Annotated in this window: 18 protein-coding genes and 1 pseudogene; 9 read left to right on the top strand and 10 right to left on the bottom strand. The window is 71.9% G+C overall.

The window, feature by feature from the left end; genetic code table 11:
- On the bottom strand, positions 1-1,199 hold a 1,199-nt coding region (locus tag ABZY33_RS35105), incomplete at its 3' end, for an acyl-CoA dehydrogenase family protein (protein WP_356495777.1).
- A gap of 138 nt (positions 1,200-1,337) precedes the next feature.
- The gene (locus tag ABZY33_RS35100; protein WP_356495779.1) at positions 1,338-1,766 is read right to left on the bottom strand and encodes a ferredoxin; all 429 of its coding nucleotides are present in this window, start codon (positions 1,764-1,766) and stop codon (positions 1,338-1,340) included.
- A gap of 412 nt (positions 1,767-2,178) precedes the next feature.
- Between ABZY33_RS35100 and ABZY33_RS35095 the strand changes: the two genes are divergently transcribed.
- The 5 genes from ABZY33_RS35095 (at position 2,179) to ABZY33_RS35075 (ending at position 5,848) form a co-directional block, all read left to right on the top strand.
- A complete protein-coding gene (locus ABZY33_RS35095) occupies positions 2,179-3,117 on the top strand; it encodes a cation diffusion facilitator family transporter (protein WP_356495776.1) in 939 nt (312 codons plus the stop codon).
- A 116-nt stretch (positions 3,118-3,233) separates the two neighbouring features.
- Positions 3,234-3,638 (top strand): VOC family protein, encoded by a 405-nt coding sequence (locus tag ABZY33_RS35090; RefSeq protein ID WP_356495775.1) that lies wholly within the window; start codon positions 3,234-3,236, stop codon positions 3,636-3,638.
- Positions 3,639-3,857: 219 nt separating this feature from the next.
- Positions 3,858-4,016: a hypothetical protein gene (locus ABZY33_RS35085; RefSeq protein WP_356495774.1), complete on the top strand. Its 159-nt coding sequence runs from the start codon at positions 3,858-3,860 to the stop codon at positions 4,014-4,016.
- A gap of 65 nt (positions 4,017-4,081) precedes the next feature.
- On the top strand, positions 4,082-4,582 hold the full coding sequence (locus ABZY33_RS35080; RefSeq protein WP_356495773.1) for a response regulator: 501 nt from the start codon (positions 4,082-4,084) through the stop codon (positions 4,580-4,582).
- A gap of 132 nt (positions 4,583-4,714) precedes the next feature.
- Positions 4,715-5,848, top strand: a complete 1,134-nt coding sequence (locus ABZY33_RS35075; protein WP_356495772.1) for a hypothetical protein — start codon at positions 4,715-4,717, stop codon at positions 5,846-5,848.
- 85 nt (positions 5,849-5,933) lie between these two features.
- On the opposite strand, the gene ABZY33_RS35070 is transcribed toward ABZY33_RS35075, so the two are convergent.
- The gene (locus ABZY33_RS35070) at positions 5,934-6,569 is read right to left on the bottom strand and encodes an HdeD family acid-resistance protein (RefSeq protein ID WP_356495771.1); all 636 of its coding nucleotides are present in this window, start codon (positions 6,567-6,569) and stop codon (positions 5,934-5,936) included.
- A 180-nt stretch (positions 6,570-6,749) separates the two neighbouring features.
- Between ABZY33_RS35070 and ABZY33_RS35065 the strand changes: the two genes are divergently transcribed.
- On the top strand, positions 6,750-7,133 hold the full coding sequence (locus ABZY33_RS35065; RefSeq protein ID WP_356495770.1) for a DUF488 family protein: 384 nt from the start codon (positions 6,750-6,752) through the stop codon (positions 7,131-7,133).
- 21 nt (positions 7,134-7,154) lie between these two features.
- Here ABZY33_RS35065 and ABZY33_RS35060 read toward each other — a convergent pair whose 3' ends face one another.
- From ABZY33_RS35060 to ABZY33_RS35045, 4 genes are all read right to left on the bottom strand, one after another.
- Positions 7,155-7,529, bottom strand: coding sequence for a helix-turn-helix transcriptional regulator (locus tag ABZY33_RS35060; RefSeq protein WP_356495769.1), 375 nt, complete (start codon positions 7,527-7,529; stop codon positions 7,155-7,157).
- 68 nt (positions 7,530-7,597) lie between these two features.
- Positions 7,598-7,783, bottom strand: coding sequence for a hypothetical protein (locus tag ABZY33_RS35055; protein WP_356495768.1), 186 nt, complete (start codon positions 7,781-7,783; stop codon positions 7,598-7,600).
- A gap of 111 nt (positions 7,784-7,894) precedes the next feature.
- Positions 7,895-9,112: an acyl-CoA dehydrogenase family protein gene (locus ABZY33_RS35050; protein WP_356495767.1), complete on the bottom strand. Its 1,218-nt coding sequence runs from the start codon at positions 9,110-9,112 to the stop codon at positions 7,895-7,897.
- 13 nt (positions 9,113-9,125) lie between these two features.
- Positions 9,126-9,794, bottom strand: a complete 669-nt coding sequence (locus tag ABZY33_RS35045) for an HAD family phosphatase (protein WP_356495766.1) — start codon at positions 9,792-9,794, stop codon at positions 9,126-9,128.
- Between the two features lie 213 nt (positions 9,795-10,007).
- Between ABZY33_RS35045 and ABZY33_RS35040 the strand changes: the two genes are divergently transcribed.
- Positions 10,008-10,688 (top strand): TetR/AcrR family transcriptional regulator, encoded by a 681-nt coding sequence (locus ABZY33_RS35040; RefSeq protein WP_356495765.1) that lies wholly within the window; start codon positions 10,008-10,010, stop codon positions 10,686-10,688.
- Here ABZY33_RS35040 and ABZY33_RS35035 read toward each other — a convergent pair.
- Positions 10,634-11,269, bottom strand: a complete 636-nt coding sequence (locus ABZY33_RS35035; RefSeq protein WP_356495764.1) for a PadR family transcriptional regulator — start codon at positions 11,267-11,269, stop codon at positions 10,634-10,636. The genes ABZY33_RS35040 and ABZY33_RS35035 overlap by 55 nt on opposite strands.
- A gap of 78 nt (positions 11,270-11,347) precedes the next feature.
- Here ABZY33_RS35035 and ABZY33_RS35030 point away from each other — a divergent pair, with 78 nt between their 5' ends.
- On the top strand, positions 11,348-11,740 hold the full coding sequence (locus ABZY33_RS35030; RefSeq protein WP_356495763.1) for a nuclear transport factor 2 family protein: 393 nt from the start codon (positions 11,348-11,350) through the stop codon (positions 11,738-11,740).
- A 39-nt stretch (positions 11,741-11,779) separates the two neighbouring features.
- Here the strand turns inward: ABZY33_RS35030 and ABZY33_RS35025 are convergent, their stop codons facing one another.
- Entirely contained in the window at positions 11,780-12,178 is a 399-nt protein-coding gene (locus tag ABZY33_RS35025) for a hypothetical protein (RefSeq protein ID WP_356495778.1), read from the bottom strand.
- A gap of 143 nt (positions 12,179-12,321) precedes the next feature.
- Positions 12,322-13,035: a TetR family transcriptional regulator gene (locus ABZY33_RS35020; protein ID WP_356495762.1), complete on the bottom strand. Its 714-nt coding sequence runs from the start codon at positions 13,033-13,035 to the stop codon at positions 12,322-12,324.
- A gap of 139 nt (positions 13,036-13,174) precedes the next feature.
- Between ABZY33_RS35020 and ABZY33_RS35015 the strand changes: the two are divergent.
- A pseudogene (locus ABZY33_RS35015) lies at positions 13,175-13,257 on the top strand (electron transfer flavoprotein subunit beta); the annotation flags it as partial.

Genomic DNA, 13,257 nt, shown 5'->3' with positions numbered 1-13,257 from the left:
GGCGCGGTGGCCCCGCCCCCACCCCCCCCCACCCGCGGCATCCCCAGCCCGATCCAGGAGATGATCTCGCGCTGGATCTCGTTGTTGCCGCCGCCGAACGTGAAGATGACGGCCGAGCGGTAGCCGCGCTCCAGTTCGCCGTGGAGCACGGCGCCCGCGCTGCCCTCCTTCAGGGCGCCCGCCGCGGCGAGGACCTCCATCAGCCAGGCGTACGCCTCGCGACGCGCCTCGGAGCCGTAGACCTTGACGGCGGAGGCGTCCTGCGGTGCGAGGGTGCCCTCCTGGAGGGCGTTGACCATCTGCCAGTTCAGGAGCTTCATCGCGTCGAGCTTGGTGTGGGTCTGGGCGAGCCGCTTCCTGACCCAGCCCAGGTCGATGACGCGACGGCCGTCGGCGAGCTTGGTCTCCATGGCCCAGCGCTGCACGTCGTGCAGGGCGCGGATCGCCATGGTGCCGTGGGCGGCGAGCGTGACGCGTTCGTGGTTGAGCTGGTTGGTGATCAGGCGCCACCCCTTGTTCTCCTCGCCGACGCGGCGCGAGAGGGGGACGCGGATGTTCTCGTAGTGGCTGGCCGTGGTGTCGTGCGACGCCAGGGTGGTGATGAGGGTGCAGGAGTAGCCGGGGTCGGAGGTCGGCACGAGCAGCATCGTGATGCCCTTGTGCGGCGGGGCGGCGGGGTCGGTGCGCACGGCGAGCCAGACCCAGTCGGCCGTGTCGCCGTTGGTCGTCCAGATCTTCTGGCCGTTCACGACGTAGTCGTCACCGTCCCGCACGGCACGGGTCTTCAGGGCCGCGAGGTCGGTGCCCGCGTCCGGCTCGCTGTAGCCGATCGCGAAGTCCAGCTCGCCGGAGAGGATCTTCGGCAGGAAGAACCGTTTCTGCTCGTCCGTGCCGAACTGCATGATCGTGGGGCCGACGGTGTTCAGCGCCATCAGCGGCAGCGGGACGCCCGCCTGGGCGGCCTCGTCGAAGAAGATGAACTGTTCCATGGGGCTCAGGCCCCGGCCGCCGTACTCCCGCGGCCAGCCGACCCCGAGCCAGCCGTCGGCGCCGAGACGGCGCACGGTCTCGCGGTAGAAGCGCTTCTGGGCCCCCGGGTCCTCGCAGCGGGCGTACGCGTGGTCGGGGACGAGGTCGGCGAAGTAGCCACGCAGCTCGGTGCGCAACTGCTGCTGCTCAGGCGTGTATGCGAGGTGCACGGCCCCTCCTGGCGGGTCGACTGGGCGGCGTCGGCGCGGGTTCGACGGCGCACACAGTAGAACTCGTTCCAGAAATAGGGAATGCCGCGGACGTACGGAACGGACAGGTGGCGGGTGGCGCCCGTCCGGTCCGTACGTCTAATCGAGGATCGCCAGGAAGTCGGTGCAGGCCCGGGCGCAGGCGCGGCACCGCTCGGCGCAGTCCGCGGCGCCCGGGAGGCCGTCACAGGCGTGCGCGCACTCCAGGACGACGGCGCGGCACCACTCGACCTGCAGACGCAGCCCGTACTCGTCCTGATGCCCCTCCTCCGACAGCAGCCGGGACGTCGCGTCGCAGACCTCGACACAGAGCAGCAGGGCGCGCCGCAGACCGTGCCGCCGGCCCTCTCCCTCGGCCGCCAAGGCCGACATGGGGCGGACGGGGCCGTGGACGGGCGGGATGCCCGGGGCCGGTTCGAGGGCGCTCACGCGCACGGCGGCGGCGCGGGCGCTCTCGGTGCAGGCCTGCGCGCAGGCGAACCGGACCTCGAGGAACTGGACGAGCGTGGCTTTGGGCGGTTCGGTCACCGAAGCGGCCTCGGTGGTCTCGGCGCGGCGGTGGGGGTGGTTCGCCAGGGGGGTCACCGGCCCGGCTCCTCTCCAGGAAACGTCCTCTTGGCTGCCGGGTAGCCGCATCTCCGCCGGACAAACCGGCCCGACGGCGCGGAGCGGGTCAATTCCTCCGCGGCGGGCGGCGCACCGGGGCACATGCGGCGCGCCCCGCACGCCCGTACGCCCCCTTGCGGGGGAGAGCTCCTTTCAGCCTCCAGGAGAGTCCCTTCACCCCTTCACCAGTAGGAACATCGGGTTTACCCCGACCCCGGCCCGGTTACTGGGCATCCGTGCCGGAGCGCGACCGCGCCCCGCCCGTCGTGGTCCGCCTCGCCGCGCCACCGCGACGCCCTGGACGAACCACCCCTTCCACTTAGCGAGTTGACACGTGACCGAGCCCGAGAAGTCCGGTACGCGGGAGGACCGCAAGACCCGTCTGACGGTTCTGGTCGCCCTCAGCGCCAATCTGCTCATCGCCGTGGCGAAGGCCGTCGGCGGACTCATCGCCGGCTCGCCCGCCCTGCTGTCCGAGGCGGCGCACTCGGTGGCCGACAGCCTCAACGAGGTGTTCCTCCTGGCCGCGCTGCACCGCAGCCGCCGCCCCGCGGACCGACAGCACCCGTTCGGGTACGGCAAGGAACGGTTCTTCTGGTCGCTGCTCGCCGCGGTCGGAATCTTCGTGATGGGCGGCTGCTTCTCCTTCTTCCAGGGGTTCGAGGCCCTGACCGGCCCCGAGACCCAGGAGTCCACGACGGGGTACGTCGCCGGGCTCGTGGTGCTCGGCGTGGCCCTGCTGGCGGAAGGGGCGTCCCTGATCCGTGCCGTCCTCCAGGTCCGGGCCCAGCCCGGCAAGGGCATCGGCTCCGACCCGGCGCTGCGCACGGTCCTCGCCGAGGACAGCACCGCGGTGCTCGGCGTCCTGCTCGCCGCGGGCGGCATGGTGCTGCACATGATCACCGGCGACGTGGTCTGGGAGGCCTCGGCGTCCCTGGCGATCGGCGCGCTCCTCGTCTACGTCGCCTTCGGCCTCGGCAAGAGCGCCCGCGAGCAGTTGATCGGCGAGGCCGTCGACCCGGAGCTGCGCGACGACATCCTCGAACTCCTGGAGAAGCAGCCGGAGATCGACTACGTGGCGGCGCTGCACACCATGCGCCTCGGCATGGACTCGACGCTCGTCGCGGCCCGTATCGACCTGACCCCCGGCATCGACAGCGAGCGCCTGGAGCTGGTCAGCGAGCGCATCAAGGGCGCCATCCAGGAGAGCTGGCCCGAGGCCGACCAGGTCTTCCTGGACGTGGTGGAGGTACCGGAGCGGGTCCGGGACTGACACCGTACGCGGCCGGTACGCGACCGACCGTGACGGCCGGCTGATTCGAAAATCCGAACGCGGGTACTAGCGCAGCCAGATGAACGCCGGCCGTACCGGCCGGCAGGGGAGGTTCGATGAGCCACGTGGAAGCGGCCGTGCTGGTCTTCGACTGTGCCGAGCCGGAGGAACTCTCCGAGTTCTACCGCGACCTGCTCGACGGGGAGATCCAGCCGCCCGACGGTGGCAACCGGATCGAACTCGTCGGGGCCGGCGGCACCCGCCTGGCGTTCCGCCGCGATCTCAACACCGCCCCGGCCAGCTGGCCCCGCCCCGACGACTCGCAGCAGGCCCATCTGGATCTGCTCGTGGCGGCCGAGCACCTGGACGAGGTGGAGCGGCAGATCGTCGGCCTCGGCGCCCGGCCGCTGGAGACGCGCGACAGCCAGGGCCGCACCACGTCCCGCCTGTACGCCGATCCGGCCGGGCACCCGTTCTGCCTGCGCAGCACCGGCCGGCTCGCGAAGCCCAAGGCGCACTGAGCGGATCGTTGCCGCAAGGGCCGGTTCCGATCCTGCCGACGGGCACCCGGCATGGCGCGCCGACGCGGACAGCTGAGCGTTCACCCGGCCCACTGCCACCACTTGCACCTTCCTGACCGCTCGTGGAGCACGTCTGACCGTTTGACCGGCCGCTACATAGCCCTCCCTGAGCCGAATCTGAGCCGAATCAGCCCGTAATTGTCGAAGGAGAGATCGAATATGGATATCCGGCCGCCCGCTCCGCACCCGGCGGAGACCGATCGCGAGGTCAGGGGCCGCGTGCGCACCTGCCGCCCGGCCCGCCGCGACGGACACGACGAGACCGACCGCGCGGCCGAGCGGGACCCCGACTGGAATCTGGTGCGCGGGGAGGATTGAGGCCCCCTTCCGCCGCCCCCGTTCCGGCATATGCTGGCGATGCCGACATGGGGAGGCGCACGGCGATGCCCACCGCTGCACGGCCCAGGATCCTGGTCGTCGACGACCGCGAGGACACCCTCTTCGCGATGGAGAGCGCGCTCGCGCCGCTCGGTTACCCGGTCGACCGGGCGAACTCGGGTGACGAGGCACTCAAGACCGTCCTGCGCGGCGGCGTGGCGGTGGTTCTCCTGGATGTGCTGATGCCGGATGTCAGCGGGTTCGAGGTGGCGCACTACATGGCGCGCCTGGAGCAGACCCACGACATCCCGATCATGATGATCACCGGCGCGGGGCAGGACCCCGCACTCGCGTTCCGGGCCTTCGAACTCGGCGTCGCCGACTACGTCGTCAAGCCCGTCGAGCCGTGGGTGCTGCGGACGAAGGTCCGCTACCTGTACGAGACGAGTCTGCGCCTGCGCGCCCTGCGCGAGCGCCTGCGCACGTACGAGAGCGACGGCGGCGAGGGCGACGCCGCTCCCCCGCCGGGCGGCCTGCCGGACCCCGTCCTGCCCCGGCCGGTCTGACCTCTCCCCGGCGCGCGGGTGTCGACGCTCACACGCGCCGGACACCAGGGACCGCCCATGTGGTTGTAGAGTACAACTTGGTTAAGAGTTGTATACGCCAACCGCACCGAACGATCCCCGGAGGTCCTGCCCATGCCCGCCGACCACAGAGCCCACCGGTCCCCGGCCGCCGGTGCCGTATCCGGGGCGGCGGCGGGTGGCACGCACCCGCAGGCGCTGCGCCACGTCCTGACCCACCTGCTCACCCCGCTCCTGATGTGCGTGGGCATGGGCCTCGCCTACCTGGGCGCCTTCGCCGCCCCCGAGCCGCACCACCTGCCGGTCGCCGTCGTCGGCTCCGGTCCCGAGGCGCAGGTCTTCGCGCAGACCGTCAAGGACAAGGCGGGCGACGCCCTCGACGTACGGACCCTCGATGCCCGCGCCGCCGCCGTCGACCAGCTCAGGACCCGGCAGATCGACGGCGCGTACGTGCTCGGCGCCGAGCCGCCGGAGCTGATCGTGGCCTCGGCGGGCTCGGACACCACCGTCTCCGTCGTACAGAAGATCTTCACGCCGGTCGCCGCGGAGCGGGGCGAGCCGCTCAAGGTGACCGACGTGGCGCCGACCGTCTCCGACGACCCGACGGGCCAGGGGCTGTTCTTCCTGCTGGTCGCGGTGAGCATCGGCTCGTACGCGTCGGTGGCGGTGCTGGGCGGGGCGGGCGCCGCGCTGCGGATGCGGGTGCGGGCGCTGCTCGCGGTCGGTGTCTCCGCCGTGGTCGGCCTGCTCGGCGCGGCGTTCGCGGGGCCGGTCTTCCACCTCGCGCACAGCGGCCTGTGGGGCGTGTGGGGCCTGGCGTGGGTGTACTCCGCGGGCATCCTGTTCATCGGCGTCGGCCTGCACACGTTCCTGAAGCGGTGGACGACGCTCGCCGTGATGGTGCTCTTCGTCATGCTCAACTTCACCAGTTCCGGCGGAGTCTTCCGCCCCGAACTGCAGAACGGGTTCTTCGGCAGCCTGCACGCCTTCTGGAACGGCGCCGGCTTCGTCGAAGGCGCCCGCAGCCTGCTCTACTTCGACCACTACGACCTGGGCCGCTACGTGTGGACGCTGGTGGCGTGGCTCGCGGTGGGCGCGGTCGCGCTCGCGGTCGCGGCGGCGGCCGAACGCCGTCGGCGCCGCGCCCTCGCCCCGGCCGGCCCGCCGGCCGGGGACGACGGTGTGCACGGGACGGCCGACCCGGACGAGCCGGTCGAGGAAGAGCTGGAGGAGGCCGTCGGCGTCTGATCCGGCCCTCCGCCGCGAGCCGGAGATCCGAAGACAGCACGGTGCCCCGCGCTCCTCGGGAGCGCGGGGCACCGTCGCGCAGGGCTCAACCGCCGTGGGTCAGCTTCTTGCCCCGGCTGCGCAGCAGGAACGCCTCGACGATCTCCACGACGCCCAGGGCCACCAGCCAGCAGCCGCCGACGAGGGTGAGGACGGCGACCGACTCGAACGGCGAGACGACGAGCACGATGCCGGCCATGGCGCTGACGATCCCGAGGAAGATCTGCCACCCGCGCGCGGGCATCGCCGGATCGGACGCGGCCGCGGCGGTCTGGGTGATGCCGCGGAACAGCCAGCCGATGCCGATCCACAGGGCGAGCAGCAGGATCGACTGCATCGAGCCGCGGAAGCAGAACAGACCGAGCAGGATCGAGACGGTGCCGCTGATGAACGCCATCACCCGCAGCCCCGTCGTCACGTGCGTGCCGACCGCCGTGACCAGCTGGAAAGCGCCGCTGATCACGAGGTAGAGGCCGAACAGGACGCCGGCCGCCCACAGCGAGGCGCCCGGCCAGACAAGGACGAGCACACCGAGGATCAGTGCGGCGACACCGGCGAGCAGCACCGCCTGCCAGGCAGCGTCGGCGAGTCTGCCGAGCGGCCCCTCGACGCGGCGCGGCGCCTCTTCCTGCTGCTCGGTGCTCCGGTGCGGACTCTGGGGTTCGAACGGTGCGTGGGTCATGTCCGACTGTTCGCTCCGGGCGTCGGCGCCCGCCAGCGGGATTAGCCCGAACGGGTGACACGTACGGCAGCCCGGACTCCCCGCCGGGGGCGGTAAGGCCCGCGGTCCCCCGGTACCGTCCGCGCCCGTATCCGCGCCTTCCCGCCACCGCAAAGGGACGTGGAGCAGCACAATGGGCTCATGAGCGCCAACGCGGTACCGGGACGGTTCCCGGCCCGGCGTGTCTACGACCCGCCCACCCCGGCCGACGGCACCCGTCTGCTGGTCGACCGCCTGTGGCCGCGCGGCATCTCCAAGGAGCGGGCCGCCGTCGACGAGTGGCTCAGGGAGATCGCGCCCTCCAGGGAGCTGCGCTCCTGGTACCACGAGGACCGCGAGGGGCGCTTCGTGGCGTTCACCCAGCGCTACGACGCGGAGCTGGCCGCGCCGGACCGGGCCCGCCTCGTCGCCCACGTACGCGCCCTGGCCCGGCGGGGGCCCGTCACACTGGTCACTTCGGTGAAGGACATCGAGCACAGCCACGTCCCGGTACTCGCGCGCCACCTCGATCTGGACGACAGCTGAACCCCCGGCCCCGGCCCCGTGCTAGGCGGCCAGGCACACCGTGCCGCGTCCCTGTGCGCCGCCCCCGCCCGCCCCGAGTGTGGTGACCGCGGTGACGGAGAGCGGCCTGCGGAGCCGGGCCGCCCGCGCCAACTCGCCCTGCGCCAGCGCCAGTACGTCGCTCAGGCCGAGCCCGAGCGCACCGGCCGCGGCGGCGAGCATCTCCGAGGAGGCCTCCTTGCGGCCGCGCTCCACCTCGGAGAGGTAGGGCATCGAGATCCCCGCGACATCGGCCACGTCCTGCAAGGTCCGGCCCTGGGCCCGTCGGCGGCGCCGCAGCACGTCCCCGACGACGTGCCGCCACAGCGGCTCCTGCGCGGTGGCGAACCGGGGCCCGGACGTCTCGTGGCTGCTCATCGCCCCAGGCTACGACGGGCAGCGCGCGAGTCAACGCCGCTTCGCCCAGGGCGATATCGGCGGCCGGTTCAGGAGGCGCGCGGGCGCTCCCAGTCGCAGGGCCGCGACGGGGAGGCGTGCGCGTCGTGTTCCTCGAAGTGAACGAGTTCATGGCCCGCCGCCCCGAAGGCGTGCCCGACCGAGCACCGGGGCGGGCCACTTGCCAGGTCCGGCCATGTCCCGAGTTCGGTCATGGCGCGCTGGGCCGCGGTCATACCCCTTGTCCTCGCGCACACTTCATCTGGAGGACCGCCCCCGGCGGCCCGCACGTCCCGCCGTGGACGGCGGTGTCGCCGTCCGTCATCGCGGCCCCGGGGACGCGGCGGTCAGCGCTCCCGTGCGCTCTCGCGGCGGCGCAGCTCGCGCCGGGCGATGGTCCGCTTGTGCACCTCGTCGGGGCCGTCGGCCAGGCGCAGGGTGCGCAGGTGCGCGTACATGCTCGCGAGGGGGAAGTCGTCGCTGACGCCCGCGCCGCCGTGCACCTGGATCGCCCGGTCGACGACCTTCAGGGCGACGTTCGGGGCGGCCACCTTGATGGCGGCGATCTCGGTCCGGGCCTGCTTGTTGCCGACGGTGTCCATCAAGTACGCGGCCTTGAGGGTGAGCAGGCGCGCCATGTCGATCTCGATGCGGGCCTCCGCGATCCAGTCCTGGATGTTGGCGCGCTCGGAGAGCGGTGCGCCGAACGTGGTCCGCGCCTGCGCCCGGTCGATCATCAGGTCCAGAGCGCGCTCGGCCATGCCGAGGGAGCGCATGCAGTGGTGGATGCGGCCGGGTCCGAGCCGTGCCTGACTGATCATGAAGCCGTCACCCTCACCGGCCAGCAGGGCGGTGCGCGGGACCCGTACGTTCTCGAAGAGCACCTCGGCGTGGCCCTCGCGGTCCTGGTAGCCGAAGACGGGCAGGCCGCGCAGGACGGTGACGCCGGGAGTGGCGAGCGGCACGACCATCATCGACTGCTGCCGGAAGGCGGGGCCGTCGGGATCGGTCTTGCCCATGACGATGAGGACCTCGCAGTGCGGGTGCAGGGCGTTCGACGTCCACCATTTGCGGCCGTTGAGGAGGTAGTCGTCGCCGTCGCGTTCCATCCGCAGCTGGATGTTGCTCGCGTCCGAACTGGCCACCGCGGGCTCGGTCATGGCGAAAGCCGACGCGATCTTCCCGTCGAGGAGCGGCTTCAGCCACCTCTCCTTGTGTTCCTCGGTGCCGAAGAGCGTGAGCACTTCCATGTTCCCGGTGTCGGGCGCGTTGCAGTTGGTCGCCTCCGGGGCCAAGTGGGCGCTGCGGCCCATGATCTCGGCGAGCGGCGCGTACTCCAGGTTGGTCAGCCCGGGGCCCCACTCGGGGTGCGGGTGGAAGAGGTTCCACAGGCCGCGCCTCTTCGCCTCGGCCTTCAACTCCTCGATGACCGGCGGATGACCGTGCGGGTCGCCCGCCTCGGCCAGTTGCGCGGCGTAGACCGGCTCGGCCGGATAGACGTGCTCGTCCATGAAGGCGAGCAGCCTCTCCTGGTACTCCTTGGCCCTGTCGGACGGCTCGTACACGGGTCTCCTCCGGTCAGTGGGGGTCGGCGGGGCCGAGCAGGCGGGCGAGCGCCGCCGCGGTGGTCCGCGCGTCGTGGTGCAGGACGCCGGCGATGCCGAGCCGGGCCGCCGCGGTGATGTTCTGTTCGAGGTCGTCGACCATGACGGTCTCCTCTGGCCGGGCGCCGAGCCGCTCACAGGCGAGGGCGTAGGCGCGCTGCGAGGGTTTGCGCACCCCGATCTCGCCGGAGACGGTCACCGCGTCGAAGAGGGCCGGCAGGTCGAAGCCGGCGTAGCAGTCGTCGCCGAGGGAGTTGGAGAGCAGGCCGACGCGGTACCCGTCGGACCGGAGCCTCGCCACCAGCGCGATCGTGTCGGCGTCGGGCCGCAGCCCGGCCTGGAGGCGGCTGAGCAGGCGCGGCCGGCCCTGCGCGTCCTCGGCCTCGATGCCGTGCGCGCGCAGCCGCGCCGCGAAGCCGTGCTCGAACTCCCGCTCCCCGATGCGCCCTTCCTCGTGCGCCACGAGCAGCGCGCTGCTCCGCGCGTCCTTCGACAGCAGCCGCAGCACCTGTCCGGGCTCGGCGCCGAGGGCGTGGTCGAGCCGGGTGAAGGCGGCGATGACGCTCGTGGTGAGGACGCCGCCGAAGTCGAAGAGGACCGCGCGGCGCACGGGGGCCCCGGCCGCCGCGTCATCGTTGGGCATCCGGCTCCTCCTCTTCTCCCCCACGCCGGGGAACGCGCTCGGGACGCTACTTGAATCCGGATTCAGGTTCAAGACATGAATCCGGATTCGGGTTCGGCTTCCGGCGGGGGCCGGCGTGTACCCTCGTGCCGACTCGTCCCCGCTCACCCCCGCCCGCCCCCGCGGGGACGACGCCGAGCGCACCTTTGCGCGAACCATGGCGAAGGGACCGATGTGACCGCTCAGGCCGCGGCCGCCGACGGCGGCCCGAAGACCCCGTTCACCCCCCGCAGCGCACGCGGGCTCAGGACGCGCGACGCCCTGATCGCCGCGGCCCGCGAGGTCTTCGAGCGGGACGGGTACCTCGACGCCCGGATCACGGACATCTCCCGGGCCGCGCATGTGGCGTCGGGCTCGTTCTACACGTACTTCACGGGCAAGGAAGAGATCTTCCGGGCGCTGGTCGCGCAGGTGCAGGAGGAGATGCTCCACCCGCATCTGCGCGAGCGCACCGGGATCACCGACCCGCGCCGGCTCATCGACGCCTCGAACCGCGAGTACCTGCGCGCGTACAAGAAGAACGCGCGGCTGATGGCCCTCTTCGAGCAGGTCGCCCAGGTCGACGAGGAGTTCAGGAAGCTCCGGATCGAGCGCGGGAACGCGTTCGCGCGGCGCAACGCCAAGCTGATCCGCTCCCTCCAGGAGAGCGGCGCGGCGGACCCGAGCCTCGATCCGCTGGTGACGGCGCACGCCCTGTCGGTGATGGTGAGCCGCATGGCGTACCTGGTGTTCGTGCTCGGTCAGCACATCCCGTACGAGCGGCTGGTGACGACGCTCAACAAGATCTGGGAGAACGGGCTTCAGCTCACCGGACCGCGGACGGAGCCGGAGCCCTTGTCGGAGCCGGACGCCTGACCGCAGTCGCCCGGAGCGTGCGCCGCGCGGGCGGCGCGGCGCTCCAGGACGTCCAGGACGCGACGCCCCCAGCGCAGGTACTCCTCCTCCAGCGCGATGCCGCCCAGCAGGGTGAGGTACGGGCCGACCCGCTCCCCCTCGGCGAGGAACTCGTCCTCACCGAGCCCCCCGAGCAGATGCCGGCGCACCCGCTCGTAGCGGGCGAGCTTGCCGTGCGCCCAGGCCATGCGCTCCTCGACGTGCTCGCGCACCGCCCCGAGTGCGCCCACGTCGACAGCCTGCACCTGCACCATCAGCTCGTCGCGCATCGCCATCGGCTTCGGCTGCCTCGCCGTGAACGCGGCGAGGTCGGCGCGGCCCGCCGCGGAGAGCGTGAACATCCGCTTGTTCGGCCGGCGCTCCTGCGGCACGACGCGCGCGTCGACCAGTCCCCCGGCGGCCAGCCGGTCGAGCTCGCGGTAGAGCTGCTGCGGTGTCGCGGCCCAGAAGTTCGACACCGAGACGTCGAAGATCTTCGCCAGGTCGTACCCGGACGCCTCGCCCTCCAACAGGGCGGCCAGCACGGCGTACTTGAGAGACATATGGACACCCTATCGCGCGGCGATTATTCTCCTCCACACCTATTCAAAAAGTTGACTATAGAGAACGAGGTGACGTCCATGCATCCCTTCCGCGCCGCGGTGGAGAAGGGCGATCTGGCGGGGGTCGAGGAACTGCTGGCGGAGAACGTGCGGTTCACGAGCCCGGTCGTGTTCAAGCCGTACCCGGGCAAGGCGATCACCGCGGCGATCCTGCGCGCCGCCTTCCGGGTCTTCGAGGACTTCCGCTATGTACGCGAGATCGACAGCGCCGGCGGCCGCGATCACGCGCTGGTCTTCGAGGCGCGGGTCGGCGACCGGGAGATCACCGGTTGCGACTTCCTGCACGTCGACGAGGACGGCCTGATCGACGACTTCATGGTGATGGTCCGGCCGCTGTCGGCGGCGCAGGCGCTGGCCACGGCGATGGCCGCACAATTCGCGCAGATCGACCGGGAGGCGGCCGGGGCCTGAGGGCTCACCGCCCCGCCGGGGCGGCGCACGCTCCGGGCGTCAGCGCGGGTCGCCGTCCCCGGCGTGGTCGCACAGCTCGAAGACGACCTCTCCCGAGTCGGCGTCGGCACCGGCGCCCGCGCTCCGGGCGGGGCGCACGGTGGCCCCCACCCACACCATGTGCGGGGCCGTGCCCACGATCCGGCAGGGCACGACGAAGTCCTCCGGGAAGCGGACCAGCGACTCGTTGCGGGCCACCCCGGTGCCGCGGTGCACGACGCGGGACTGCACCACGATGCCGGGGCCCGCGCTGTGCTGCGTCGTCAGGTCGCTGGAGGCGCAGACCGGACAGAGCAGTCGCCGGAAGGAGGCGGTCCCGCACCACCGGCAGCGCTGGTGCGCGAAGCCCGTACCGGTCTCCGCCGCCGGCGCCATGACGCCCGTACCGCTCCTGGACATCCCGGATATCGCTGACATCACTCGGTCTCCCCGCGCTCGTCCGCCGCGCGCCGGGCTGCCGCCGCGACGCTCCGGCAGCGTATGACACCGAGTGCCGAGCGTAAAGACACCGAGTACCCCACGCGAGGTGCCTCCGGGTGATTTCAATCGTTCCTCAGCGCGGACTCGACCTGCTGGAGGACGCGCCACATCGGGGCCCCCTTGGAAGCGACCATGACGACGACGTCCTCGTCCGGACCCGCGGAGGCGGCGCCGTTCGTCTCGCCCCACACGTGCCGGACGAGTTCGAGCGCGTGGTCCACGGCCACCTCGGCGTCGCCCGTGCCGCCGGACCGCAGCCACGTACGCAGCCCGTTGTTGTGCGCCGCGACCACCGACGCCGCCACGACCTCGGCGCGCAGGGCACCGTCCGCGGCGCCGTCCCAGCGCCGGCGCAGATACCCGGCGAGCGTCCGCTCGTAGCGCCGCACGACGGACAGCTCATAGGTCCGCAGGCCGGGCACCTCACGGGTCAACCGGTAGCGCTGGACGGAGAATTCGGGGTTCGCGGCATACAGCCGCAGGACGATCCGCGCGCCGTCGCAGACGACGTCTACGGCGTCCCGCTCGTCGCTCGCGGCGCCGAGGAACGCGGTCATGTCGGCCAGACAGCTCTCGTGGTCCGGGAAGACCGCGTCCTCCTTGGACGGGAAGTACCGGAAGAACGAACGCCGCCCGACGCCCGCCCGCGCCACGATGTCGTCCACGGTGGTCCGCTCGAACCCGCGCTCCAGGAACAGCTGGAACGCCGCCTCGGCCAGCACCTCCCGCATGGGTGCCTTCTTCGGTGCCCCGCCGCTCTCGCGCGCCTCGCTCATGCCGGGAACGTAACACTGCGCGAGCCTCTTTGGCACTACGTACCTTTACAGAGGGAACTGAGTGCCATACGTTGGCGGGCGTAGCCAGTCCGAGGACGCTCCGAAGGATCCGAGGACACCGTGACCGAGGAGAGCCGGCGTGAGCTTGAGGATCGTTGTCACTGTGAAGTACGTGCCCGACGCCACTGGCGACCGGCACTTCGCCGATGACCTGACCGTCGA

The sequence above is a fragment of the Streptomyces sp. NPDC006552 genome (genome assembly GCF_040611655.1).
In the GTDB taxonomy this organism is placed as follows: Bacteria; Actinomycetota; Actinomycetes; order Streptomycetales; family Streptomycetaceae; genus Streptomyces.
Note: the sequence above shows the minus strand (reverse complement) of the source record. Positions and strands in the feature narration are given on the sequence as shown.